The following is a 24474-nucleotide window of genomic DNA, read 5'->3' as shown; positions in this document are numbered from 1 at the left end:
TATACTATTATTAAGATATATAGTTAATATCTTAATAATTAATATGCCAAAATATGTTAATCGCATTGCTCAATCTATTGTATTAAAAGTCTATACTGATAAGGAACATCCTAGAGTTAAAGTGTTTTATAAAACTGAAGATAGAGAAGATGGACAAGTTGAAACAAGACTCTCAAAACAGGAAATTGCGGATTTTTTAAATCAATTTGCCAATAAAGGAAAGCACCAAATTTCTATAAGTAAAAATGTAGAACAAGGTATAATTAAAGATATAGAAGGTATACGTAGAGAAAATGGTAGATATGTATACAAAGCACTGGATTTATCAGCTGAAGAACAATATAATAAATTATTTGAAAGTGAGCAAGCTATTCAATTTAACTTAAATGATTGCATATCAGATAGTATATTACAAATTGCACAATTAAAAGATAGATTTGAAGAAATTTTAGATTTTGATCCCAAAAAAGGGCTATGTCACTCATTAAGTTACTTTATTACTTTTGTAAAATTAGAGAATAGGCAAGATTTTGTTGCATTTCTCGAGTCTGATAATATTATATCTGAACAAGATTTTATGAATTATATTGATGGAAAAAAAGAACAAACGAAAAAGTTATTAATGATGCAGTTTTTATCGCAATTCTTACCTATTCTTGATATTCAGAGCATTGAAAGGCGAGAAGGAGAGCAATTTTATTATAATGAGACAATATATAAGCAATTATGTAATGAATTATCTTCAGCAGAGGTATGGATCTATACTGAGCAAGAACAAATCAAATGTGCGTTAAATGATGTGAAGATAGGATGCTACTTAGAATTTAATTATTTTTGCTCTGCTTATAATAGAGCAGATGATGTCATCGAGAGAGATGGACATTCTATGTTGGTGTATAAAGCAGAGAGTGATAAATACATATTTTTTGACCCTAATAAAGGAGCGGTTGGCTTTTGTCCTGATACAGGAGCTGCTAATTTTACATTAGAGGAAGTTTGTAGGGCAATGGAACTTGCTGTAAACCATTATTCATATGATATGTATATTAAAAATTTTGCAGATTATTGCGAAGTTCATATTGGACTTAGAAATGCAACACTGATTTCAAAGAAAGTTGAAAAGTTTTATGAAACAACGGAAAGAACAAATTCAAAAATAATTGATATATCAATTGATAAAGGTATGAATCAATTGTTGTTCACACCTGCAAGTCTCTAAATGGACATAACTTGATCTTTTTGGTTATTTACCAAGTATAGACATCAGCTCATTCCATTCTCTTTTACCAATGCCACTTTCTTCTCTCGTAACATTTTCTCCTTTTATTAGCTTGCGAATTATTTCAAGACCAGTTTTTGAAATGCAGGCTGATTTTAGCGAGTATTCAACAAAAGCATTATAGGCCAGCGGGACCCATTTCTTCACTATGTCCAACATAACTTCTGCATAGACTCTAATTTCATATTGGGCGTGCTTATCAGCTCTAAGTCTTAAAAAGTGAAGAAGGTTATGTAGATCTATTTTCCAATAAAATTGGGTATAGTAATTAAGTGTTAGATTAGTTCGGGCAACTTCTCTTGCAAGGCCCTGCTCAATAAATTTCTCATAATGAGAATATACTAAATTAGAATCATTTGTCAGAGAATCTATTATTTCTTTTGAAGTATTTGAATCAAAAGCTTCACCACTGCCTTGTTTATTATTATCAGATTGTTTTGCAACCTGTTCTGGTTTTGGCATATAAAATTCATTATCAAGTATCGAATACCTTCCAGAATATTCATTCACATTTGCAGTTCTGTGTCTTATCCACTGTCTTGCAATAAAAATTGGAAGTTTCACGTGAAACTTAATTTCACACATTTCAAATGGAGTTGTATGATGATTTCTCATCAAATATTTTATAAGCGCCTCATCTTGATTTATCTGTTTCGTTCCCTTTCCATAAGAAACGCGAGCAGCTTGAACTATGGCGCTATCAGAGCCCATATAATCAATCACTCGAACAAATCCATGATCTAACACCTTATGTTCTTCGTATAGAATTTCATCTATCTCTTTTACTGTAGTTCGCTTAGTTGTCTCATTCATAATATATTCTCAAGATGAAACAGAGATATCAGCCCCACATGAATTGAGTTTTTCATCCATGGCCTCATATCCTCTCCATAAATGATGTGAGTTATTTATTGTAGTTTCTCCTTTAGCCAACAAAGAAGCAAGCACCAAAGCTGCCGTTGATCTTAAGTCATTAGCATATAGATTAGCTCCAGATAAGCTCTTTATTCCACTTATAGTAGCTTTATTTTTTTCGATGCTGATATTAGCACCTAATTTTCTTAGCTCATTTGCATGTGCAAATCTACTTTCAAAAACGTTCTCTTCAATGATTGATATTCCACCTGCAATTGACATAGCAGACATTAGTTGTGGTTGCATATCACTGGGAAAGTTGGGATATGGATTTGTTGCAACGTGAGCAGATTTAATAGAGCCATTTTTTCTAGAAATAATAATACCATCATCATGTAACTCAACTCTGGCTCCTATAGTCTTCAATTCATTTGCAATACATTCTATATCAGACAAACTTACTCCTTCTAACTTTAGCTCGCCGTCGGTAATGACAGCAGCCAAAGCATAAGTACCGGCCTCTATCCGATCTGGTATGATTGTGTGGACACATCCGTTTAATTCATCAACGCCTTCTATTGTGATTTTTGTGTTGTTAACTTCAATATTGGCACCCATTTTTTTTAGAAACTCTATTAAATCAAGAACTTCCGGCTCCGTTGCGGCATTGTTTATTGTTGTTACTCCTTCTGCAAGTGTTGCTGCCATGATTATGTTTTCTGTTGCGCCAACACTTACTTTTTCAAATGTTATTTCTTTGCCTTGCAATTTTCCCTTTGTTGTTGCAGTTATATTACAGCTATCAATTTCAATTTTAGCTCCCATTGCTTCAAGTGCCTTGATATGAATGTCAACAGGACGTTTTCCAATATTACATCCACCAGGAAATACTGTTGAAACTCTACCAAATCTGCTGAGCATTGGACCTAGCATTAAAAAAGATGCTCGCAGTCTGCTTGCAATTTCATGTGATATTAAATGGTTATTGATATTGCTACAGTCAATTTCCAAAGTATGATTTGCTTTATAGTCTTTATTGCATATAAAATTTACTTCTGCACCAAGACTCTTAAGCAGCTCAGACATCAAATGCACGTCAATTAAATCAGGTACGTTATGCAAAGTTATTGAAGAATTACTAAACAAGCTTGCCGCCATTATTGGTAAGACGGCATTCTTTGAACCATTAATCTTGATTTTTCCAATCAAGGGCTTATGGTTACTTCTTACTAATATTTTATGCATTTAATCAAGCGATAGAACTTATCAAGTAAGTATAATAGGTTAGCGGTAAAAGGCAAAATTTTGCTTTTTCTTCTTCTGTCATTCAAGTAGCTGACACTGGGATCCATTTCTTCATCATCAAAATATTATATTTCAACATTACTTTTATGCTGACCAATTTAACTGGATACCAGTTTCAGCTACTCGAATAACATTTTCGTAGTCGATTCAAAATAGCATAATTAACTACACCTTTCCAAAGATGAGAGACGCGTTGGTACCACCAAAACCAAATGAATTAGAAAGCGCATATTGAATTTTATGCTCTTGAGCTTTAAGTGGTACAAAATTTAAATCACACCCTTCTGAAGGTTTGTGTAGGTTTAAAGTTGGTGGAACAATTCCATTGTTTAATGCAAGGATACTAAATATTGCTTCAACACTTCCTGCGGCACCAAGTAAATGTCCTATAGAAGATTTAGTCGAGGAAACAGGTATTTTATAGGCATAGTCACCGAATAACTGCTTCATTGCTATTACTTCAACTTTATCCCCAAGTGTTGTTGAAGTCCCATGTGCATTGATATACCCAATTTGACTTGGGCTTACTTGTGCACTCCTTAAAGCAAGTTCCATTGCCTTCAGTGCGCCTCTTCCTTCTGGATGTGGTGCTGTGATGTGGTGCGCATCTCCTGTGAGTCCATATCCAGTGAGTTCTGCATATATTTTTGCTTCCCTTTTTTTTGCATGTTCATATTCTTCCAGAACTAATATACCTGCCCCTTCGCCCATGACAAATCCATCGCGTTCTTCGTCCCATGGCCTTGAGGCCTCTTCAGGCTTATCATTGAATTTAGTTGATAGCGCCTTCATCGATGCAAAACCTGCAATTCCAACTCTGCATAACGCACTTTCTGCTCCGCCTGCAATCATAATGTCAGCTTCACCGAGTTTTATAGCTCTTGCTGAGTTTATAATCGCATGCGCACCTGTTGCACATGCAGTAACCGCTGAGTCATTTGGACCTATAAATTCGTATTTAATAGAAATATGACCAGATATCAAATTTATTAGACTTGCAGGAACAAAAAATGGGCTAACACGTCTAGGCCCCTTCTCCTGCATGGTAATTACATTTTCCTGAATTGACGGAAGACCACCTATACCAGAACCAATAGCTACACCTATTCGCTCTTTATTAATATTTTTATTTTCCAAAATTAGTGAATCTTCTACTGCCTGAATAGCTGCTGCAATTCCGTAGTGAATAAAACGATCTGTTCTTTTTAGGTCTTTTTCAAAAATATAATCTGGTGGATTAAAATAATGCTCAATGTTATCGGATTGCACAGGCACCTGCCCTGCAACTTGACAAGCAAGATCAGAAGAGTCGAACCTATCTGTATTGATTGCTTTAATGCCAGATTTACCTTCTTTCAGCTTTGACCAGGTGTTATTAACATCTGCTGCTAGTGGAGTAATTAAGCCAACACCGGTAACTACTACTCTTCTGATCATTCAATATCAATTGTTTACTTTGTTTACTATATATTCAACTATCTGTTCCATAGTTTCCATTTTTTGCGCATCTTCATCAGGAATCTCTATACCAAATTCTTCTTCAGCTGCCATGATTATTTCAACTGCATCTAAACTATCTGTGCCATGATCTGACAGCTTTGAAGAATTACCAAATCCCTCTACATCCTTACTGATGTGCCCTAGTATAATCTTCTTTACTTTTTCTTCTATATCTTCCCTAGTGCTTTTTGCCAATTCGCTCATTTCTTACTAAAAAATAACCTATTCTCTGATGTTATAAGAAATTTTGATGTTTGCAATAGCTTTTATGATTATATAAACTATTAAAAACTTCCTATCTCTTAGCACTCGATAGTTAATAAATTTAAAAATGCTAGACGAAACAACAAAAAATTTGCTTGTTGTAGAAGTGAATAAGCTCTTACCTGAAAATAGCGAGAATAGACTTATATCAGCTATGCGTTATGTGCTTCTTGCTCCTGCAAAACATATACGTTCTTTTTTAGTTATAGCATCTTCGTCGATATTCAACATAAAGGTTGAAAAAGCAATAACAGCAGCAGCAGCAATTGAATTTATTCATGCTTACTCCCTAATTCACGATGATCTGCCATGTATGGATAACAGTGACACCCGCAGAGGCCAGCCAAGCTGCCACAAAAAATTTGGTGAAGCAACAGCAGTACTGGCCGGAGATGCATTACTTACCCTGGCTTTTGAGGTATTATCTTTGTTAAATTGTGAGATCATAAAAGTGCTCTCTCAAGCAATAGGAATGAAGGGAATGGTGGGAGGGCAGATTTTAGATATAGGTGCAGATTTTGACAAAATAAAAGAAATTCATTTGATGAAAACTGCAAAACTATTTGCAGCTTCATGTGAAATAGGGGCTATAATAGGAGGCGCTACAGACAAGGAGCGGGAAGCATTATATAACTATGGAATAAATCTAGGGCTTATTTTTCAAGCCAAGGATGATATCGAAGATTATGAGCAAGATAAAACAAACAATTTAATGTCCGTGCTTGGCAAAAATGAAATGGAAAACTATATAGATAGTCTCTTTAAACAGGCCTCAGATAATTTAAGTACGCTTTCAGGTAATACTAATGACTTATATGATTTATTGAATCAAGTAAAAAAAGATGGTTAGAAAAATTATATTACAAATGTTTATCTCTGTAGTAATGATTCTCACTTTAGCTTCTGCTTTTATAATTACGATTGTTTATATAAACAAAGATAAACCAGAGAAAAGGGAAAAGCTTTACGAAATAAATGCTACACATGGTGGTTTGACACAGATGATAGCAAGTTATTTGGTCAGGCCGATACTTGAATCAGCTCTTGATCGTTATATTGAAAAGCATGGGTTAGCAGAATATTTAGAAGAAATAACACAGCAAAAAGAAGAAGAGATGATAAACTTTTATGAAATTACTGAAGGCAGTGGCAGTAAAGTTTTCTGTGGCCAAGAAGTTCTGCTACAAATGTACAAAGTCTCCAACAACCTAGCAACGCTACTTCCGATTGATGTCAATTTGAAAACAGGTCAGGATTACTTAAAAGAAGTGAGTTTAGGGGTAATAGGTATGAAAGAAGGTGGAGAGCGTGTAGTTACTATTGCCGCTGATGACAACAAAATGAGTTTTAACTCTTATTACATCAAACTGATTGAAGTAAAAGATAAATATCCTGATTCAGTAAATAACCTAATGATTTTTAATGACTTAATTAACAAAACTGGAAAACGAGTAAAATGTGGCGATGAGATATCAGTTCAATATAGCATAAAGAGACATAATGGTGAGTATATAATCAAAGATCAAATAGTGCAGTTTAAGGTTGGTGACAAAAAAATACCACTTGCTATAGAACTTGGAGTTGTGGGAATGAGAGCTGGTAATAAAAGAACAGTTCTTTCTCCACCTGATCTTTTAACTGATGTGTTAACAAAAGGCATAGATTGTGATATTGCAATAATTGATTTAAGCTTGAATTCTACTATTGAAAAATAGCTTAAAGAATTACAAAGTAAGAAAAAATAAAACCTCTTGAATGCTCTATATTACTTAAAGTAGGCTTCCTCTAAAGTATAAATTTAGATAAATCAAGCTGCTTTGAAATTGACTCTAGTTTATCTCTTACATATTTGCTATCTATAACAAATTTTTCACTATTTTTTTCAGAAGCGATAAAACTTATTTCATCCAAAAGCTTCTCCATGACAGTATGAAGTCTTCTTGCACCTATATTTTCCACTTCTCTATTAACTGTAAATGCTATTTCAGCTATAGTCTCTATACCATCATCAGTAAACTCAAGTGTTACATTTTCCGTTTTCATTAACGCTATATACTGTTTTAACAAACTAGATTCTGGTTCCTTTAATATTTTTATTAGATCCTCTTGAGTAAGCGCCTTAAGTTCCACTCTGATTGGCAATCTACCCTGTAATTCTGGTAAAAGATCAGATGGCTTAGATAAATGAAAAGCACCAGATGCAATAAATAATATATAGTCTGTTTTTACGGGGCCATACTTAGTTGAAACAGTTGTTCCCTCAAGTAATGGTAACAGATCGCGCTGCACTCCTTCTCTGTTGACTTCACCTTTTATTTCTGTACGTGCTGCAATTTTATCTATTTCATCTAAAAACACTATGCCTTCATTGCTAACAAGATCAATCGCTTTTTTGATTATCTTGTCTTCATCCATTAACCTTTCGCTTTCTTCATTAATCAATATTTCACGCGCTTCTTTCACTTTAACTGTAATAGTTTTTGTTTTTTTGTTCCCATTAAACATCTTACCCACTATTTCTGTTACGTTCATCACGCCAATTTGCCCACCTGGCATGCCAGGTATATCAAAAGTGGGTAGCATACCCTTGCTCTCCCTGACGTTAATAGAAACTTCTCCATCTTCAAATTCCTTATTTCTCAGTCTTTCTCTGAAAACTTTTTTGCTTTCCTCGGTTGCATCTTCACCAACCATGGAGTTGACTATTATCTTTTCAGCCAAACCTAAAGCTTTTTTAGTTAAGGCTTTACGTGCTTTTTCCTTAACTAAAACTATTGCTGTATCAACTAAATCACGTATTATCGAGTCAACATCACGTCCAACATATCCTATTTCAGTAAATTTCGTTGCTTCAACTTTTATAAAAGGTGCACCAGCAAGCTTTGCTAAACGGCGAGCTATTTCAGTTTTACCAACTCCCGTATGGCCTATCATGAGTATATTCTTAGGTATAATCTCTTCACGTAGTGGAAGTGGGACTTTATTTCGACGCCAACGATTTCTGAGTGCAATAGCAACAGCGCGCTTTGCGTCATTCTGTCCGATTATAAATCTATCCAACTCTTTAACTATCTTCTGTGGTGGTAGATCATCTAATAAAGCTTGTGAGCTTTGAATGCTGCTACTTCCTGTACCTTCATTTTCATAGAGGCTATTTTTCTCATTGCAGTCATCATTATTATCAGATTGACCTACTACAGGTTGACCAGAAGAATTGGTACACAAAGTTCTTGACATATTACTCCTTTATTTTTTCAATAATTAGATTATGGTTTGTATAAACACATATATCGGCAGCTATCTTCATAGCCTTTTTTGCAATCTCCTCTATTGATATTCCTTCAACGTCAATCAAAGCTTTTGCTGCAGATAAAGCAAAATTTCCTCCAGAGCCAATGGCTGCAATGCCATCTTCAGGTTCAAGAACATCACCCGTTCCTGTAATGACCAATGAAATGGACTTGTCTGCCACGATCATCATAGCTTCTAATTTTCTTAGATATTTATCCATTCTCCAGTCTTTTGCAAGTTCAACACATGCCCTCATTAACTGTCCTGGGTGCTTATCAAGTTTAGATTCTAGCCTTTCGAAGAGAGTAAATGCATCAGCTGTTGCTCCAGCAAAACCGGCAATTACGGAATCACCAGAAAGACGCCTAACTTTTTTTGCTCCAGATTTTATAACGGTATGGCCTAGCGAGACTTGCCCATCACCTATTACTACTACATTTTTGTCTCTTCTAATTGACAGTATAGTAGTACCATACATTTTACTGCTGTCATGATGAATCATTTTTTGTTATTTTAATTCGTTATATTATATTAAGATTATAACTTATAATATAGTACTTTTCTTATAACATTTAAAGTGTAGATGCAAAACATAATTCATCCAAATCTGGAAAAAGATATAAATAATTGGTTCAAAACAAAATTTAATGGTTTTTCATTACCATTTTATAGCTCCATAGATCTTAGGAATTCAGGCTGCAAAATTGCTCCAGTAGACGCTAATTTATTTCCTGCAGGTTTCAACAATCTAAGTGAGACATCAAGAGCAACAGCAGCAAAACTAATAAAAAGTTATTTTGAAACAAAACAATATAAAAAGACTCTTATAATACCGGAGAATTACACACGAAATAAAATGTATATAGAAAACGTATTTGTTATAGAGAAAGTACTGCAACTCGCAGGTTTTGAAACTAGAATTGGCCTCTTTCATAATGAAACGTACAATTTAATAGAACAGTATGAAACTGTTGTGAAAGAAAACTCTTTGCTGAAGACAATTTCAGGATTTGTGCCTGATGTGATTATACTGAACCGTGATATGACGAGCCACATTCCAGACACGCTAGAAAACGTAAAACAAGAGATAGTGCCAAGTCCATTATATGGATGGCACAGTAGGCAGAAATTTCAATATTTTAAAATTTATCAAGAATTAGCGTCCGAATTTTGTAGCGAGTTTAAAATGGACCCATGGCTCATTTCTGTATTTACAGAAAATTGTAATGAAGTAGATTTTAATGATGATTCATCACTAAAAGCAATAGCAATTAAAGTTGATCGAGTATTGTCTCTAATACAAAGTAAATATCAGGAATATAAAATAAAAACACAACCTTACGTTTTTATTAAAGCAAGCAATGGCACATATGGAATGGGCATTATAACAGCAACAAGTGGTGAAGAAGTGTTAAACCTCAACAAAAAAAAGCGCAGTAAAATGAAAAAGGTAAAGGAAGGTATAGAAGTAAGTAGTGTTATTATACAAGAAGGTGTACCAACTATCGATGTATTTAAGTGCAGTCCTGCAGAGCCGCTAATTTACTATATAGGAAATACACCTACATGTTACTTATATCGATGCAATAGTAGAAAAGACACATATTCTAGCTTGAATTCCACTGACTGTGAATTTTATGACATCAGCCAAGAAAATAAAACTTTGCCACTTTGGAATATTGTTAGCAAATTAGCAGTGCTAGCATTGGCAGTAGAAATTAAGTCTTTTCATCTCTAATAATTAATTTCTACAATGCTGTCATTATGCTGAATATGGTGAGCGTCATCAAGTCCAGTAGAAGGATCAGTACCATTATTAGGTTGATTGACAAACTTATCGATGTTTGATACTAGATATGCTATGCTTAGTATCAAACTGACCGTAACAGTTAAGTTGAAATTATAGATTATGCCACCACCCAAGTCTATTGGTATGGTTGGAAGTTCCATTCTTTTTAATATGAAGCTTAACAAGCCCAATGACAAAGCGAATGTGCTAAAAATAACTTCTTTGCCATATTTAGCAGACTTTTCAGAATCCTTATTATCTAGATACTTCTTCCATGTATAATAACAGTTTATGCATTCTGAAAATAGAAATAGAACTGCTGATGTTAAGCTAATATAACTTATTACATCCTTGTTGTTTCTAGCTAAGAAATGAATGATTTTTGTCTGCATCAATATTCCTATTGTACAATTTGCCAAGAAGGCTAAGCTACCTATAACCTGTGCTGGTTTTTTAGGCTCATCTTTATCGTCCTGAGATTTATATCCAGCTAACTTGAGTCCAGAATGAAGAATGAGTAATGTTGATGTTGGTAATTTTATGAACTTGGCAATATCTAATATAGTACAAATATTGGATCTGTTGTTATCAATAAACTCGCAACAGAATTGCAATGAAATTTTACACAATATGCCTGTTAAACCTACTGCAATACAATACATCTTTCTAATATCATGATTGTGAACATCATGTATACTTTCTATAAATGTATTTGGCTTACCTTTTGGCATAAGTAGATAATAAAATAATAACTTTTTAATATTATACTATAAAAATCTTAAAAGATAAAGTGCTATAAATCAGGACCTTGAGAGTGATCTAAACATAAATCTGCCAAGCATTTGATAAATAAGAGATCAGTACTGAGAGTTGGTACGCGAAAATAATATCCGTCTTTGATAATTGCTTTATACTCTATATCAAGTTCAACCAGTGTTTCCGAATGCTCAGAAACAAAAGATATAGGTGATAAAACTACAGGTATATTATCGTCTTTCGCGCGTGATAGCTCACTTTCAGTGCTAGGCTCCAACCATTTTACAGGGCCAACCTTACTCTGATAACATATTCCCCAATCAAGATCTTCAATATTCAATTTTTTTACTATTAATTTTACTGTTTTTTCTATCTGTGAAGCGTAAGGGTCGCCTTTTTTAATGATACTAAGAGGCAAGCTATGAGCCGAGAATAGGACTCTTGGCTTACCGATTTTGCTAGCTAATTTATAATATTTAGACGTCAGATTAACATGAGCTTCAATAAAGTCTTCATTGTCATAATAATGGTGAATTGTTTTTGTGTTACATTCCAGTTTGGCATTTTTTTGCCAATTCTCTATGGATGATAGAGTTGTGGTGGTTGAATATTGCGGATATAGTGGTAACAAAATGATTTCGTCAGGTTCGAATTGCTTTACGTTTTTAACAACTTCATCAGCAAATGGATGCCAATAACGCATGCAGATGAATATCTTATATACATGATTTCTATTTTGATTTAATTTTAGTTCTAAAGCATCAGCTTGTGCTTTCGTATTCTCCAAAATTGGCGATTTACCTCCAATGTACTCATATATTTCTTGTGCAGTATTTTCTCGCCTTTTGGAGATAAACTTTGCTAAAAGAAAGCGGAAAGGATTGGGTAGATTGACTATTCTTCTATCATAAAATAGATTAAACAAGAAAGGACGTACTACTGCACTCAGTGAATCAGGCCCGCCTAGGTTAAATAAGATTACTGCCTTCTTCACTGACAACACCTTGCTTCAGGTTTGCCTATAAAATCAGCTACACACTCATCAAGTTTAGTTACAGGCACTAAATTTCTCACACTAGCATACAATAGATGGCCAGATCTCTTCACGTTACTCTGTGTAGATACAAAGTTTCTATCAAAAACCACATCAACACAAAAACTTGGCACTGCTTCAAAAAGTTCAACAGCAGACAAAGATATCATTATGCAGCTTTGTAGAGCCTTCAGAAAAATCGTAAGGGGAAAAAGTAAAACTCTAACAAAGAGAGAGGGAGGACTTTCATTCATTAGTTGTCCTGGATTAGGAGAATTATACTCAATATGCTGTCTGTTTTTATCAAAGATAGGAAATTTTATAATGTCTTTCTTAAATTCCTGCTCTATTTGTTTCTCGGTATAATTTTCATTATTAGTCATTTTTTTCAATAACTTTTCACGCAAGTGAAAGGTTCTTACAACAAAACATGTTGCAACCATCAGTGCAGCACATATAAGTGCGCATTCGATAAGGCTTATGTTGCCTACCATAGCTGGTAATACAAAGCAAACAAGCAGCGGTATGACAATCATTTCACCAAATGGAACAACGTTCCTTTTCATCGCAAAAGCGGCACCTTCTTTTAATTTTGTATTATTGTGTAAGCTATACTCTAAATAACTTAAAAGTGCCAAACTAAAGGTTAAAAAACCTTTTGTTCCGCAGAAAATTGATGATTTAAGATTATTCACTAGTTTCTTACGACGGTAAACCATAAACTACCCCTTGATGTTTTATTCTTGACTATGATACTAAGAGGCAAGCTATGAGCCGAGAATAGGACTCTTGGCTTACCGATTTTGCTAGCTAATTTATAATATTTAGACGTCAGATTAACATGAGCTTCAATAAAGTCTTCATTGTCATAATAATGGTGAATTGTTTTTGTGTTACATTCCAGTTTGGCATTTTTTTGCCAATTCTCTATGGATGATAGAGTTGTGGTGGTTGAATATTGCGGATATAGTGGTAACAAAATGATTTCGTCAGGTTCGAATTGCTTTACGTTTTTAACAACTTCATCAGCAAATGGATGCCAATAACGCATGCAGATGAATATCTTATATACATGATTTCTATTTTGATTTAATTTTAGTTCTAAAGCATCAGCTTGTGCTTTCGTATTCTCCAAAATTGGCGATTTACCTCCAATGTACTCATATATTTCTTGTGCAGTACTTTCTCGCCTTTTGGAGATAAACTTTGCTAAAAGAAAGCGGAAAGGATTGGGTAGATTGACTATTCTTCTATCATAAAATAGATTAAACAAGAAAGGACGTACTGCACTTAGTGAATCAGGTCCACCAAGGTTAAATAAGATTACTGCCTTCTTCACTGACAACACCTTGCTTCAGGTTTGCCTATAAAATCAGCTACACACTCATCAAGTTTAGTTACAGGCACTAAATTTCTCACACTAGCATACAATAGATGGCCAGATCTCTTCACGTTACTCTGTGTAGATACAAAGTTTCTATCAAAAACCACATCAACACAAAAACTTGGCACTGCTTCAAAAAGTTCAACAGCAGCCAAAGATATCATTATGCAGCTTTGTAGAGCCTTCAGAAAAATCGTAAGGGGAAAAAGTAAAACTCTAACAAAGAGAGAGGGAGGACTTTCATTCATTAGTTGTCCTGGATTAGGAGAATTATACTCAATATGCTGTCTGTTTTTATCAAAGATAGGAAATTTTATAATGTCTTTCTTAAATTCCTGCTCTATTTGTTTCTCGGTATAATTTTCATTATTAGTCATTTTTTTCAATAACTTTTCACGCAAGTGAAAGGTTCTTACAACAAAACATGTTGCAACCATCAGTGCAGCACATATAAGTGCGCATTCGATAAGGCTTATGTTGCCTACCATAGCTGGTAATACAAAGCAAACAAGCAGCGGTATGACAATCATTTCACCAAATGGAACAACGTTCCTTTTCATCGCAAAAGCGGCACCTTCTTTTAATTTTGTATTATTGTGTAAGCTATACTCTAAATAACTTAAAAGTGCCAAACTAAAGGTTAAAAAACCTTTTGTTCCGCAGAAAATTGATGATTTAAGATTATTCACTAGTTTCTTACGACGGTAAACCATAAACTACCCCTTGATGTTTTATTCTTGACTATAAATAAAAAATCTCTTTGATGGAACAAAAATTCACAATAAAGTAAATATACGATCTTAACATAAGGAAATGATATGGCAATTGAGAGAACACTTTCGATATTAAAACCTGATGCAGTAAAAAATAATATTACAGGCAGTATAAATTCTTACATTGAAAAATCTGGACTAAAAATTATAGCACAGAGAAAGATGCTGCTGACAAAAAAACAAGCAGAGCTGTTTTATGAAATTCATAAGGATAGGCCTTTTTTTGAAGAGTTGGTGGAATTTATGACTTCTGGGTCTGTGATAGTTCAAGTTTTAATTGGTGAAAATGCAGTCAGTAAATACAGACAAATCATGGGTGCTACAGATCCAAAACAGGCAGATAAAGGTACAATTAGGGGTGATTTTGCTAATGATATTAGTGAAAATAGAGTGCATGGTTCTGATAGTCTAGAGAATGCTCATAGAGAAATAGCTTTCTTTTTTGCTGAATGTGAATTGGTGTAGTTTTACTTTTTTACATATTAAATTTCTGAATTTTATGTTGAACTGTATAATATTAGCCCAATTTTTAGTTTAAGCAATATTAAGGGAAAGCTTTTTCATGCACAGTATAGATAATATTTAAAATGGATCATGTTGTTAATGCTTATAATAGATCTGAAGCTTCTATAGTTAGAGGAGAAGGAGTATATCTCTTCGATAAGGATGGTAAAAAATATTTAGACTTTGCTGCAGGAATTTCTACAACCTCTCTAGGGCATTGTCATCCATACATTACAGATAAACTGAAGGAGCAACTGGATTCATTATGGCACTGCTCTAATATTTTTACTATTCCCCAGCAGGAAAGGCTTGCTCAGCGTTTAACAGAACTTACCTTTGCCGATAAAGTTTTTTTCTGCTCAAGTGGACTTGAAGCAACAGAAGCTGCAATTAAATTTATTCGCCGCTATTTCTACTTAAATGGACAAGAAAAGCGCAGTCACATCATTACAATTGAAGGAGGTTTTCATGGCCGCAGTATTGCTGCAATTTCAGCTGGGGGAAATGAAAAATCACGCGAAGGTTTTGCTCCACTCCTTTCTGGTTTTGATAAAGTTCCAAGAAATAACATTGAAGCATTAGAAAAGAAAATCAATAGCGAAACAGCTGCCATATTTTTAGAGCCCATACAAAGTGAAGGCGGAGTACATCCATTGGACGTAGAGTATCTTAAAAAAGTAAGAGAGATAACAAAAGCTCAAGGAATAATTTTATGCTTTGATGAAGTGCAATGCGGATATGGAAGGATTGGCTCTCTATTTTACTATCAAAATATAGGAGTTGAACCTGATATGCTCACTTGTGCGAAGGCTATGGGTAATGGATTTCCTCTGGCTGCATGTTTAGTAAAAGATTATATAGCAGAAGCAATCACTCCAGGAACTCATGGGTCAACTTATGGAGGTAATCCACTTGCCATGACTGTTGGTAATGCAGTACTCGATGTAATGCTAAAGGAAGGCTTTTTTGACCATGTTAAGAAGGTCAGTAAATATCTAAAAGAAAAGTTGTTGCCTTTGACTGAAGAATTTCCGAAGATCGTTTCAGAAGTTCGTGGGGAGGGTTTATTGATAGGGATAGAGCTTAGATTACCTTTGGCTGATAAAATTGTTAAACAATCTCTTGACAAAGGCTTAATAATGACTAAAATTTTAAATAATAGAGTAATAAGAATAACTCCTCCACTTGTTGTTGAGAATATGCATGTGAATGCAGTGTGTGATGTATTTCATGATTTATTTTTTTATATTAAAGATATATAGACTTGCAAATGCTTCTTACAACATATAAAATCAACTCTGTTTCTATATCGCAATAACATCATACTTTAATGGATTGGTTATTGATTTCAGTATTGTCAGCAATTTTTTTCTTATTGATTTTATCGTTTTTGTTTTCAGGAGCAGAAATAGGGTTAACTTCAATTAGCCGATCCCGAGTGAATAAACTAAAGCTAGAAGGTAACAAAAGAGCAGCTAAGATAATAGAACGCTTATTGAATACAAAAGAATTAACAATAGGAACAATACTACTGTGCAATACAATTATTAACATTACTTGTTCCGCTTTATTTACAGCAATATTTATAAATTTCTTTGAAAGTGAGGGCATCTTTTTCTCAACAGCTATGATGACGTTTTGTATTTTGCTGTTTTGCGAGGTGTTACCAAAAACTTACGCCATGCAAAATCCTGAAAAATTTACATTACTTTCTGCTTATTTTATGCTGTTTTTTGTCAAGATTCTTTCTCCATTGACATTAGGCATTCAGTTTATTGTCAATCTCATTCTGAAGTTATGTGGGCTTCATAAGAATAGGGAGGTAATATCTGCAGCAGATGCAATGCGTAATATGATTACTCTTCATCGCAGTGAAGGAACTATGTTACAACAGGATTTAGATATGCTAAGTAGTATACTTGATTTGGCTGAGACGGAGATATCGCAAATTATTACCCACAGGAGAAACTTATTTTCTCTTGATATAGATCGAAACAAAGAAGAGTTAATAAAAGAGATTTTGACTAGTAGTCATAGTAGGGTACCTTTATGGCAAAAAGAACCAGATAACGTTGTCGGAGTGGTTCACGTAAAAAATCTAATAAATGCCTTACGTGAAAAGGGTGATAAAATAGATATTACCCAAGTTATGTCAAAGCCTTGGTTTATACCAGAAAGTACACCGCTTAGTGTGCAACTTCACAACTTTCGTAAAAATAGGAAACACCTTGCATTTGTTATTGATGAGTACGGAGCCCTTCAGGGAATCGTAACTCTTGAGGACATACTGGAAGAAATAGTTGGAGAAATTTCAGATGAACATGATTTGATCACAGAGAATTTTATAAAAAAGATATCCGATAATATGTACCACATAGAAGGAAAATCTACTATTAGGGATATTAATAGACAGTTAAATTGGGATCTTCCTGATGAAGAAGCTACAACTCTAGCAGGTATGATTGTAAACGAAATAGAGCGCATTCCTGAAGAAAATGAAGAGTTTTCCATGTACGGTTTTTACTTTAAGATTTTAAAAAAAGATAAAAATATTATTACTATGATTGAAGTACAAGTAAAAACTGATAATACTGTAGTAGCAATTAATTAGTTGGGTTCTATGGAAGATACATTAAAAATAACGGCTGAAGATTTGAAGAACTATATAGAGAGAATAGAAAAACTTGAACAAGAAAAGAGGGATGTGCAAGATCACATTCGTGATGTATATGCAAAAGCTGCAGATGAAGGTTGGGATATAAAAGTGATGAAACAGATTATTAGGCTAAGAAAGATGGATGATGATGACAGGGAGGAACAGGAAATATTACTTGATACCTACAAACGTGCATTGGGAATGAATTACGAAGGTGAATAGTAGGATTGTAATTGGAATAAGTGGAGCATCTGGTTCTATTTACGGTGTACGGATTCTAGAGGCACTAAAAAATACCAATCATGAAACTCATTTAGTGATCAGCAGTGCTGGAAAAATAACTATAGCTCATGAGATTAAAGAAAAACTTGAAGATATTATATCGCTTGCAGATTTTTACTATTCTGAAGAAAAAATAGGAGAAAAAATAGCAAGCGGCTCATTTAAAACCTCAGGTATGGTTATTGCTCCGTGTTCTATGAAAACAATGTCTGAAATAGCATCGGGGGTGACTTCCAATCTATTAACAAGAGCTGCAGATGTAACTCTAAAAGAAAGAAAAAAATTAGTTCTTATGGTGCGAGAATCGCCACTACATCTTGGGCATCTACGAAATATGTTAAAACTAACGGAGATGGGAGCAATTATTGCTCCGCCAATGCCTGCTTTTTATATTAAACCAAAATCTTTGGATGATATTGTAAATCATTCTGTTGGTAAAGTATTGAATTTGTTTGATATCGCATTACCTGATTTCAAGGAGTGGCAAGGAAATGTCAATTATTATTAACGGTAAAAAAATAGCAAATGATCTCTGTGAGGAGCTATCACAAAAAATTGATGTTTTAAAGAGAGAGCATAATATTTTTCCTTGCCTTAAAGTAATTCTTGTGGGTAGCAATCCAGCAAGTCAGGTCTACGTTCGTAATAAACAAAGAAAAGCAGAATCAATAGGCATAAGTTCTGAAACTATTGTTTTGCCTGATAGTATCTCAGAATATGAATTGATTGAAAAAGTTAATACATTAAATGAAGATCCATCTGTGCATGGAATTTTAGTTCAGTTACCTTTACCAAAGCACATCAGTGCAAGCAGAATAATTAATACAGTAAGTGTTGAAAAAGATGTAGATGGCTTTCATGATGAGAATGTTGGCAGGTTAGTTAAAGGTGAAAAAAATTGTCTGATACCTTGTACTCCCAAAGGTTCTTTGCATTTAATTAAGTCAGTTGAAAATAATCTGTCCGGTAAAAATGCAGTAATCATTGGCAGATCAAATATTGTGGGTAAGCCAATGTTTCACCTATTATTGCAAGAAAATTGCACTGTTACCATCTTGCATTCACAAAGTAGGGATTTAGCTGATTATTGCTCTAAGGCGGATATAGTAGTTGCAGCAGTTGGAAAGCCAAATTTTGTTCAACCAGATTGGATAAAAAAAGGTGCAATAGTGATTGATGTTGGCATAAATAGCATTAACATAGGAAATCAAAGTAAGCTTGTGGGTGATGTTGACTTTGAGGGAGTAAAAGAAAAAGTCAAGGCTATTACTCCAGTGCCTGGTGGAGTTGGCCCGATGACAATAGCATTTCTTATGATAAACACTGTAGTTGCTGCTTGCTTACAGCGGGAAGTTAATCCTTCTGATTTGATTGCTTAAGGTTTAGCCTAATGTTAGCATAAACAGAATACCTTTGCAAATAGAACATATATAGCACCGAGCATACAACTGTGTATAAGGATTCATAGCTTAAAAGTTATAACGTATACCTACTTCTATGATTGCATCTGGTATTTGTACTGGTGGCTTGAAGGCACTTAATTGCCCATTTGCATCAATAGCAACTGTGCCAACTATCTGCGGAGTAAATTCATAATCAACACCCAACTTTACTTTATACGAAACAGAACTCAGTACTTTATCTGCTAAAGATGGATTAGACGTTTCAGCAGCAGATGTAATTTTTTGAGTCTCTTCTTCCACTTCTTTAACGTTTTCTCCAACACTTGGATTCACCCCTGTACCTGAATCATCGTTATCTGAAACATTTTTGCTTGAACCACCGTTACCTGAAACATTTTCGCCTGTAGTTTCACCTGTACTACTGCCACCGAAGCCAAAAGAAGGCAATACTTGGATATATCCACTTAGTCCTATACTAGCATATAATTTAATGGGATCAATTTCAAGATCAGGATAGTAACGGTAATTCACCAACAAGCTAGCTCCTGCTTTCCTTTTTTGTTTATCAGTTATATCACTTACGTTGGCAAGAACCTCAAGTTCAAATTTAGAATTTTTGTCATAATTATAACCAAAAACAACGCTAGGTTTCGTTTTAAAAGTATCACCCCATCCAGCACCAAAGTTTAAACCTACATAGTACTGATCTTCGTACCGATCTTCTAACTCACTTGCACTACTACTAGCTGTATTTGCTAAAGATGAAGCAAGCAATATAGCAAACAATTTTTTCATTTTCATATTACTCATATATACCATTCCTTAAAACATACTAAAATAAGTGTCCAAACATGCTAGCAGCAAATTTAATTGTCTTGAGCATTGTCAAACATTTTGTGGTTATATTTAGTTATTAAACACGGACACAATTTTATAGCTTAATAAACCATCATTAAAAACTATAACGTACTCCTACCTCCATCATCATATCCGGTATGTTTATTGCTTTTAAACCAAGCAGTTGCCCGCCTGCGCTGATAGCAGCTGTACCAACTATTTGTGAAGCAATTTCGTAATCAACACCAACCTTCAGTTTGTACGAAATAGCATTCAGTATTTTATCTACTGTCTTAGTAAGAGGTGGAATGGGATTAGGCCCCATTACTTTTAGGTATCCTCCTAAACCTGCACTTAAGTATAGTTTAACAGGATCGATATCAAGATTAGGGTAATAACGATAATTTGCTAATAAGCTAACTCCTACTTTCCTTTTTGCTTTCTCAGTTAAATTACTCATGTCAGTGAGAGCCTCAAGTTCAAATTTAGAATTTTTGTCATAATTATAACCAAAAACAACGCTAGGCTTCATTTTAAAGCCACCACCCCATCCACCACCAAAGTTTAAACCTGCGTAGTACTGATCTTTTGTACTGTTACTAGCTTTGTTGCTAGCTGCATCTGCTAGAGATGAAGTGAGCAAAACAGCTAAAACACACAATCCTTTTATTTTCATATAACTACCCATACAAAAAAATATATAATGCATAAGTATATATCCTTTATATTAAAAAAGATATAACCTCATATCAAAAAAAGTATAGCCCTAAAATTAGGGGCATGCTACTCAAAATTTTTATATAACTATGTTTACTACCTTATTTGGTACAGCATATATAGTGCGAATTTTGCTTTGATCGATTTTGTTAGATACAGAATCTGTTGCTATTTTCTTCAATTTTTCTTGAGGTAAATCAGTTGCCACTTCAATGGTCGCACGTAACTTTCCATTGATCTGCACTGCTACAGTCACCATATTATCAATTAGTAGTGATTCATCAGCTTTTGGCCAAGGTTGCATATATAGCATGCCTTCGCCTCCTATTTTTTGCCATAAATTTTCAGCCAGGTGTGGCATGAATGGCTCAATTACTCTGATTAGTATACATATACCTTCATCAACAAGAGATTTTCCAGTTTTTACGTCTATTTCAGCTATTAAATTTGTCATTTCACGGAATTTCGCTACCACACAGTTTAATCTGCAGTTTTCCAAGTCATCTGTAAGCCCTTGCAATAGTTTATGGATTTTTTTTCTGTACTCTAGGAGTTTACCTACAATGTTTTCATTATCATAGTGTATGTTTACGGGCCTAAATTGCACTACCATACGCCACAATTTATTTATGTAGCGAAAACAACCTTCCACGCCATCATCAGACCATTATTCCATATCTTTTTCTGGAGGAGTGTCAGACAATACAAACAAGCGAGCAGTATCAGCACCGTATTTTTCTATGATAAAGTTTGGGTCAACTGTATTCTTCTTTGACTTACTCATCTTTTCGACTTTTCCAACTTGGATCTTAGCACCCTTCGCAATCAACTCTTTTGCTTTTTCGGGAAAGAGCCATTTGCCATTCTCATCTTTATAAGTTATATGGCAGACCATTCCTTGAGTGATTAAAGTAGAGAAAGGCTCTTTAACGTCAAAATAGCCACATTTAGTTAAAGCACGGCAGAAAAACCTTGAGTAAAGCAAATGTAGAATTGCATGTTCTATTCCACCTATGTAATAATCAACAGGCATAAAACGATTACAAGTATCTTTATTAATCGATTTATTTTCACTGCAAAATGCAGCAAAATACCAAGAAGATTCAAAAAAAGTGTCAAATGTATCAGTTTCACGTTCTGCTTGCTTTCCGCACTTTGGACAATCAACAAATCTCCAAGTTGGGTGCTTATCCAGGGGATTACCACCACTTGTAAATTCTACATACGTTGGTAGAACAACAGGGAGGTCTTTTTCTGGAACTGGAACAATTCCACAATCTTTACAATATATAACAGGTATAGGACATCCCCAATAACGTTGCCTTGAAATTCCCCAATCATGCAAACGGTAGTTTACTGTTTTTTTGCTTATTCCTTTTTCTTCAAGCTTTTTAATGATTACTTCCTTTGCCTCATTAATCATTAGTCCGTTTAAGAATTCAGAATTGAACATCACTCCATCACCGAAGTACGGTTCTTTTAAGATCTCTTTGGTCTCTTCACAAACTACAGGAATAATCGGTAAACCATACTTCTGTGCAAATTCAAAATCACGCTGATCATGTGCAGGGCAACCAAAAATCGCACCTTCTCCATACTCCATCAACACAAAATTCGCTATGTACAGTGGCAACTCTTTATCAAGAAATGGATGTTTGACATTTAATCTTGTGTAAATCCCGATTTTTTCATCATTCTCCCCCTTTGCCTTCACACTGTCGATAAAGCCTTGTATGTCTTCGTCCTTAAGGTCTCGCACAATAGGATGCTCTGCTGCTATTGCAAGAAAAAAAGAAGCTCCAAATAAAGTATGAGGAGAAGTTGTAAAAATCTTTAATTTCTTATTCAGGCCAACTATTTCAAAATCTATAGTTGCCCCTTCAGATTTTCCTATCCAGCGCTCTTGCATAGTTTTGACTTTTTCTGGCCAATTTTTTAAACTTTGCAAACAATGAAGCAAATCTTCAGCAAAATCAGTAATCTTTAAAAACCACTGAGATAACTTACGTTTTTCAACAACTGCACCTGATCGCCATCCTTTTCCATCAACCACTTGCTCATTTGCAAGCACTGTTTGATCTACTGGATCCCAATTAACCCACGACTCTTTTCGATAGGCAAGACCATGCTTTAAAAAATCCAGAAAAAATTTCTGTTCGTGTTTGTAATAATCAGGCTCACATGTGGAAAGCTCGCAATTCCAATTGTAGGAAAGACCTATAGATTTTAGCTGTGCACGCATATTGTCTATATTCTCTTTTGTCCACGCCGCAGGGTTAATCTTGTTGTCTCTTGCTGCATTTTCAGCTGGTAGTCCAAACGCATCCCAGCCAATTGGGTGCAAAACCTCAAATCCACGAGCTCTCTTGTAACGTGCTATAACATCTCCTATTGCATAGTTACGCAGGTGCCCCATATGAATCTTACCAGATGGATATGGAAACATTTCCAACACGTAACATTTCTTCTTTTTACTATCTTTGCTTACAGAAAAATCCCACTTATTTTGGTAGAATTTTTCAACGTTTTTAAAATCATATTTCATAAATTCAATCACAGTTTATATGTACTAAAGGATCGACTGCTTGACCATTATGCCTTATTGTGAAACACATCTGCGGATCTTTATCTTGCGTGCTTGATTTACCTGCAGATCCAATTACTTGACCTTGTTTTACTTTATCACCAATTTCAACTTGTATGTTTTTTAAATAGGAGTACATAGTCATGTAATTATCTTTATGTTCCACTATAATTAAATTTCCGTACCACCTCAGGCCTTTGCCTACGTATATTACTTTGCCAGGTGCAGAAGCAATAACCTTTGTTCCACTTTGAGCAGTAATTTTTATGCCATCTTGACATATTTTATTAGAAGAGGTAACTGCACCTTTAACCGGTATTACAAATTTACACATGCTTTGTGCATTATTGTTATATACCTTATCTACAAAGGCTTTTCTACTTTCTTTTCGCAGCGAAGAATCAACATTTTCTTTAATCAAATGATACTCCCTTGTGTACTCTAGGTCTCTTTTCCCATAAAATTCTTCGCCTTTAAGTAGTACAGGTGCAGGTTTTTGCAGGCCACAGCTTATCAGTATTGCTGATAATATAAAGAACAAGGCTATACGACACATACACTTATCTCTAGATATATCAACTTTCACAAAACTTTATAGTGTTTTTCGTCTATTTATTACTTTCTTCATTTATTTTATCAGTCAAATAGTCTCTTAAATCGGTAAGTTCTTGCAACAAATTTCTTGAATAATGATCAATTCTTACATCGTTACCAAATTCCTTTTGTACTCCTTTTATTGTATATCCTTTGTCATATAGCATATATTTTATTTTCTTTATTGCCTCTATACACTTATGATCATATAGTCTTCTTCCCTTCCGTTTTATGGGTTTAATTTGATGGAATTGACTTTCCCAGAATCTTAAAACATGCTGCTCCAAATGTAGTTCTTCAGCTACTTCTCCAATTGTGTAAAATAATTTTTCCTTATTCATCGGTTGTTTATTAATTTCTTTGTCATTTTTGAAGGTCTAAAAGAAATTGATTTTCTCTCTTTAATTACTACCCTTTCCGATGTCTTTGGTATATTTCCTGGTCTTTCTTTCTTGTTTTTAACCAAAAATGTTCCAAATGAAGATATTTTTACTATTCCATCCTTTGCTAAGCTCGTTTTTATCTCATCCAATATATCATCTATTATTGCAATAGAGTCTTCTTTCGATAATCCAATTTCCTGGTTTATACATTCAGCTATTGTTGCCTTAGTTACTGTTGTGTCTTTTGTTGTCATAATTTATTACAGTATGTTAATATAGTATAAC

At 34.4% G+C, this 24474-nt stretch carries 25 protein-coding genes and 2 pseudogenes; 10 read left to right on the top strand and 17 right to left on the bottom strand.

Annotation, left to right across the window (positions count from 1 at the left end; all coding sequences use genetic code 11):
* Positions 1–43: 43 nt before the first annotated feature.
* Positions 44–1219: a hypothetical protein gene (locus BBB02_RS02295; RefSeq protein WP_127463849.1), complete on the top strand. Its 1176-nt coding sequence runs from the start codon at positions 44–46 to the stop codon at positions 1217–1219.
* A 24-nt stretch (positions 1220–1243) separates the two neighbouring features.
* Here the strand turns inward: BBB02_RS02295 and thyX are convergent, their stop codons facing one another.
* The 4 genes from thyX to acpP all read right to left on the bottom strand — a co-directional run bounded on the left by thyX (position 1244) and on the right by acpP (position 5143).
* Entirely contained in the window at positions 1244–2092 is an 849-nt protein-coding gene (thyX, locus tag BBB02_RS02290; protein ID WP_127463848.1) for an FAD-dependent thymidylate synthase, read from the bottom strand.
* A gap of 9 nt (positions 2093–2101) precedes the next feature.
* Positions 2102–3379: a UDP-N-acetylglucosamine 1-carboxyvinyltransferase gene (gene murA / locus BBB02_RS02285; protein ID WP_127463847.1), complete on the bottom strand. Its 1278-nt coding sequence runs from the start codon at positions 3377–3379 to the stop codon at positions 2102–2104.
* 225 nt (positions 3380–3604) lie between these two features.
* Entirely contained in the window at positions 3605–4876 is a 1272-nt protein-coding gene (gene fabF / locus BBB02_RS02280; protein WP_127463846.1) for a beta-ketoacyl-ACP synthase II, read from the bottom strand.
* A 6-nt stretch (positions 4877–4882) separates the two neighbouring features.
* A complete protein-coding gene (acpP, locus tag BBB02_RS02275; protein ID WP_127463845.1) occupies positions 4883–5143 on the bottom strand; it encodes an acyl carrier protein in 261 nt (86 codons plus the stop codon).
* Between the two features lie 127 nt (positions 5144–5270).
* Here acpP and BBB02_RS02270 point away from each other — a divergent pair, with 127 nt between their 5' ends.
* On the top strand, positions 5271–6053 hold the full coding sequence (locus tag BBB02_RS02270) for a polyprenyl synthetase family protein (RefSeq protein WP_127463844.1): 783 nt from the start codon (positions 5271–5273) through the stop codon (positions 6051–6053).
* Positions 6046–6918, top strand: coding sequence for an FKBP-type peptidyl-prolyl cis-trans isomerase (locus BBB02_RS02265; protein WP_127463843.1), 873 nt, complete (start codon positions 6046–6048; stop codon positions 6916–6918). Before BBB02_RS02270 ends, BBB02_RS02265 begins: the two co-directional genes overlap by 8 nt.
* 70 nt (positions 6919–6988) lie before the next feature.
* Here the strand turns inward: BBB02_RS02265 and hslU are convergent, their stop codons facing one another.
* Together hslU and hslV are read right to left on the bottom strand one after the other, a co-directional pair.
* The gene (gene hslU, locus BBB02_RS02260) at positions 6989–8440 is read right to left on the bottom strand and encodes an ATP-dependent protease ATPase subunit HslU (protein WP_127463842.1); all 1452 of its coding nucleotides are present in this window, start codon (positions 8438–8440) and stop codon (positions 6989–6991) included.
* 1 nt (position 8441) lies between these two features.
* Complete coding sequence (hslV, locus tag BBB02_RS02255; RefSeq protein ID WP_026092657.1) at positions 8442–8996, bottom strand: ATP-dependent protease subunit HslV; 555 nt, start codon at positions 8994–8996, stop codon at positions 8442–8444.
* Between the two features lie 81 nt (positions 8997–9077).
* Between hslV and gshA the strand changes: the two genes are divergently transcribed.
* Positions 9078–10232 carry a glutamate--cysteine ligase gene (gene gshA / locus BBB02_RS02250; protein ID WP_127463841.1) on the top strand — a complete coding sequence of 385 codons (1155 nt, stop codon included), beginning with the start codon at positions 9078–9080 and terminating at the stop codon, positions 10230–10232.
* On the opposite strand, the gene BBB02_RS02245 is transcribed toward gshA, so the two are convergent.
* The 5 genes and pseudogenes from BBB02_RS02245 to BBB02_RS02225 form a co-directional block, all read right to left on the bottom strand.
* Positions 10229–11014: a hypothetical protein gene (locus BBB02_RS02245; RefSeq protein WP_127463840.1), complete on the bottom strand. Its 786-nt coding sequence runs from the start codon at positions 11012–11014 to the stop codon at positions 10229–10231. The genes gshA and BBB02_RS02245 overlap by 4 nt on opposite strands.
* A 62-nt stretch (positions 11015–11076) precedes the next feature.
* Positions 11077–12033 (bottom strand): ferrochelatase, encoded by a 957-nt coding sequence (gene hemH / locus BBB02_RS02240; protein WP_127463839.1) that lies wholly within the window; start codon positions 12031–12033, stop codon positions 11077–11079.
* A complete protein-coding gene (locus tag BBB02_RS02235; protein WP_127463838.1) occupies positions 12030–12791 on the bottom strand; it encodes a hypothetical protein in 762 nt (253 codons plus the stop codon). Before BBB02_RS02235 ends, hemH (BBB02_RS02240) begins: the two co-directional genes overlap by 4 nt.
* A 23-nt stretch (positions 12792–12814) precedes the next feature.
* A pseudogene (hemH, locus tag BBB02_RS02230) lies at positions 12815–13411 on the bottom strand (ferrochelatase); the annotation flags it as partial.
* The gene (locus BBB02_RS02225; protein ID WP_127463836.1) at positions 13408–14169 is read right to left on the bottom strand and encodes a hypothetical protein; all 762 of its coding nucleotides are present in this window, start codon (positions 14167–14169) and stop codon (positions 13408–13410) included. The pseudogene hemH (BBB02_RS02230) and the gene BBB02_RS02225, both read right to left, overlap by 4 nt.
* Before the next feature lie 105 nt (positions 14170–14274).
* Here BBB02_RS02225 and ndk point away from each other — a divergent pair, with 105 nt between their 5' ends.
* The 6 genes from ndk to folD all read left to right on the top strand — a co-directional run bounded on the left by ndk (position 14275) and on the right by folD (position 19050).
* Positions 14275–14694 carry a nucleoside-diphosphate kinase gene (gene ndk, locus BBB02_RS02220; RefSeq protein ID WP_015587995.1) on the top strand — a complete coding sequence of 140 codons (420 nt, stop codon included), beginning with the start codon at positions 14275–14277 and terminating at the stop codon, positions 14692–14694.
* Between the two features lie 122 nt (positions 14695–14816).
* A complete protein-coding gene (locus BBB02_RS02215; RefSeq protein ID WP_127463835.1) occupies positions 14817–15995 on the top strand; it encodes an aspartate aminotransferase family protein in 1179 nt (392 codons plus the stop codon).
* A 68-nt stretch (positions 15996–16063) separates the two neighbouring features.
* The gene (locus BBB02_RS02210) at positions 16064–17344 is read left to right on the top strand and encodes an HlyC/CorC family transporter (protein ID WP_127463834.1); all 1281 of its coding nucleotides are present in this window, start codon (positions 16064–16066) and stop codon (positions 17342–17344) included.
* Between the two features lie 9 nt (positions 17345–17353).
* Positions 17354–17611 carry a DUF2312 domain-containing protein gene (locus BBB02_RS02205; RefSeq protein ID WP_007302162.1) on the top strand — a complete coding sequence of 86 codons (258 nt, stop codon included), beginning with the start codon at positions 17354–17356 and terminating at the stop codon, positions 17609–17611.
* Positions 17604–18179, top strand: a complete 576-nt coding sequence (locus tag BBB02_RS02200) for a UbiX family flavin prenyltransferase (RefSeq protein WP_108784635.1) — start codon at positions 17604–17606, stop codon at positions 18177–18179. The genes BBB02_RS02205 and BBB02_RS02200 overlap by 8 nt, the downstream gene beginning before the upstream one ends.
* Complete coding sequence (gene folD, locus BBB02_RS02195) at positions 18163–19050, top strand: bifunctional methylenetetrahydrofolate dehydrogenase/methenyltetrahydrofolate cyclohydrolase FolD (RefSeq protein ID WP_127463833.1); 888 nt, start codon at positions 18163–18165, stop codon at positions 19048–19050. Before BBB02_RS02200 ends, folD begins: the two co-directional genes overlap by 17 nt.
* A 90-nt stretch (positions 19051–19140) precedes the next feature.
* Here folD and BBB02_RS02190 read toward each other — a convergent pair whose 3' ends face one another.
* The 6 genes and pseudogenes from BBB02_RS02190 to BBB02_RS02165 all read right to left on the bottom strand — a co-directional run bounded on the left by BBB02_RS02190 (position 19141) and on the right by BBB02_RS02165 (position 24443).
* Positions 19141–19875, bottom strand: coding sequence for a porin family protein (locus BBB02_RS02190; RefSeq protein WP_164741553.1), 735 nt, complete (start codon positions 19873–19875; stop codon positions 19141–19143).
* A gap of 151 nt (positions 19876–20026) precedes the next feature.
* Positions 20027–20587 (bottom strand): outer membrane beta-barrel protein, encoded by a 561-nt coding sequence (locus BBB02_RS02185; RefSeq protein WP_127463831.1) that lies wholly within the window; start codon positions 20585–20587, stop codon positions 20027–20029.
* A 120-nt stretch (positions 20588–20707) separates the two neighbouring features.
* Positions 20708–23173 (bottom strand): annotated as a pseudogene (gene leuS / locus BBB02_RS02180) (leucine--tRNA ligase).
* Positions 23174–23177: 4 nt separating this feature from the next.
* Positions 23178–23768 (bottom strand): murein hydrolase activator EnvC family protein, encoded by a 591-nt coding sequence (locus BBB02_RS02175; protein ID WP_127463830.1) that lies wholly within the window; start codon positions 23766–23768, stop codon positions 23178–23180.
* A 52-nt stretch (positions 23769–23820) separates the two neighbouring features.
* Positions 23821–24147: a MerR family transcriptional regulator gene (locus BBB02_RS02170; protein ID WP_010402982.1), complete on the bottom strand. Its 327-nt coding sequence runs from the start codon at positions 24145–24147 to the stop codon at positions 23821–23823.
* On the bottom strand, positions 24144–24443 hold the full coding sequence (locus BBB02_RS02165; protein ID WP_127463829.1) for an integration host factor subunit alpha: 300 nt from the start codon (positions 24441–24443) through the stop codon (positions 24144–24146). Before BBB02_RS02165 ends, BBB02_RS02170 begins: the two co-directional genes overlap by 4 nt.
* Positions 24444–24474 lie beyond the last annotated feature (31 nt).

This window comes from Wolbachia endosymbiont of Bemisia tabaci, assembly GCF_003999585.1.
GTDB lineage: Bacteria > Pseudomonadota > Alphaproteobacteria > Rickettsiales > Anaplasmataceae > Wolbachia.
Note: the sequence above shows the minus strand (reverse complement) of the source record. Positions and strands in the feature narration are given on the sequence as shown.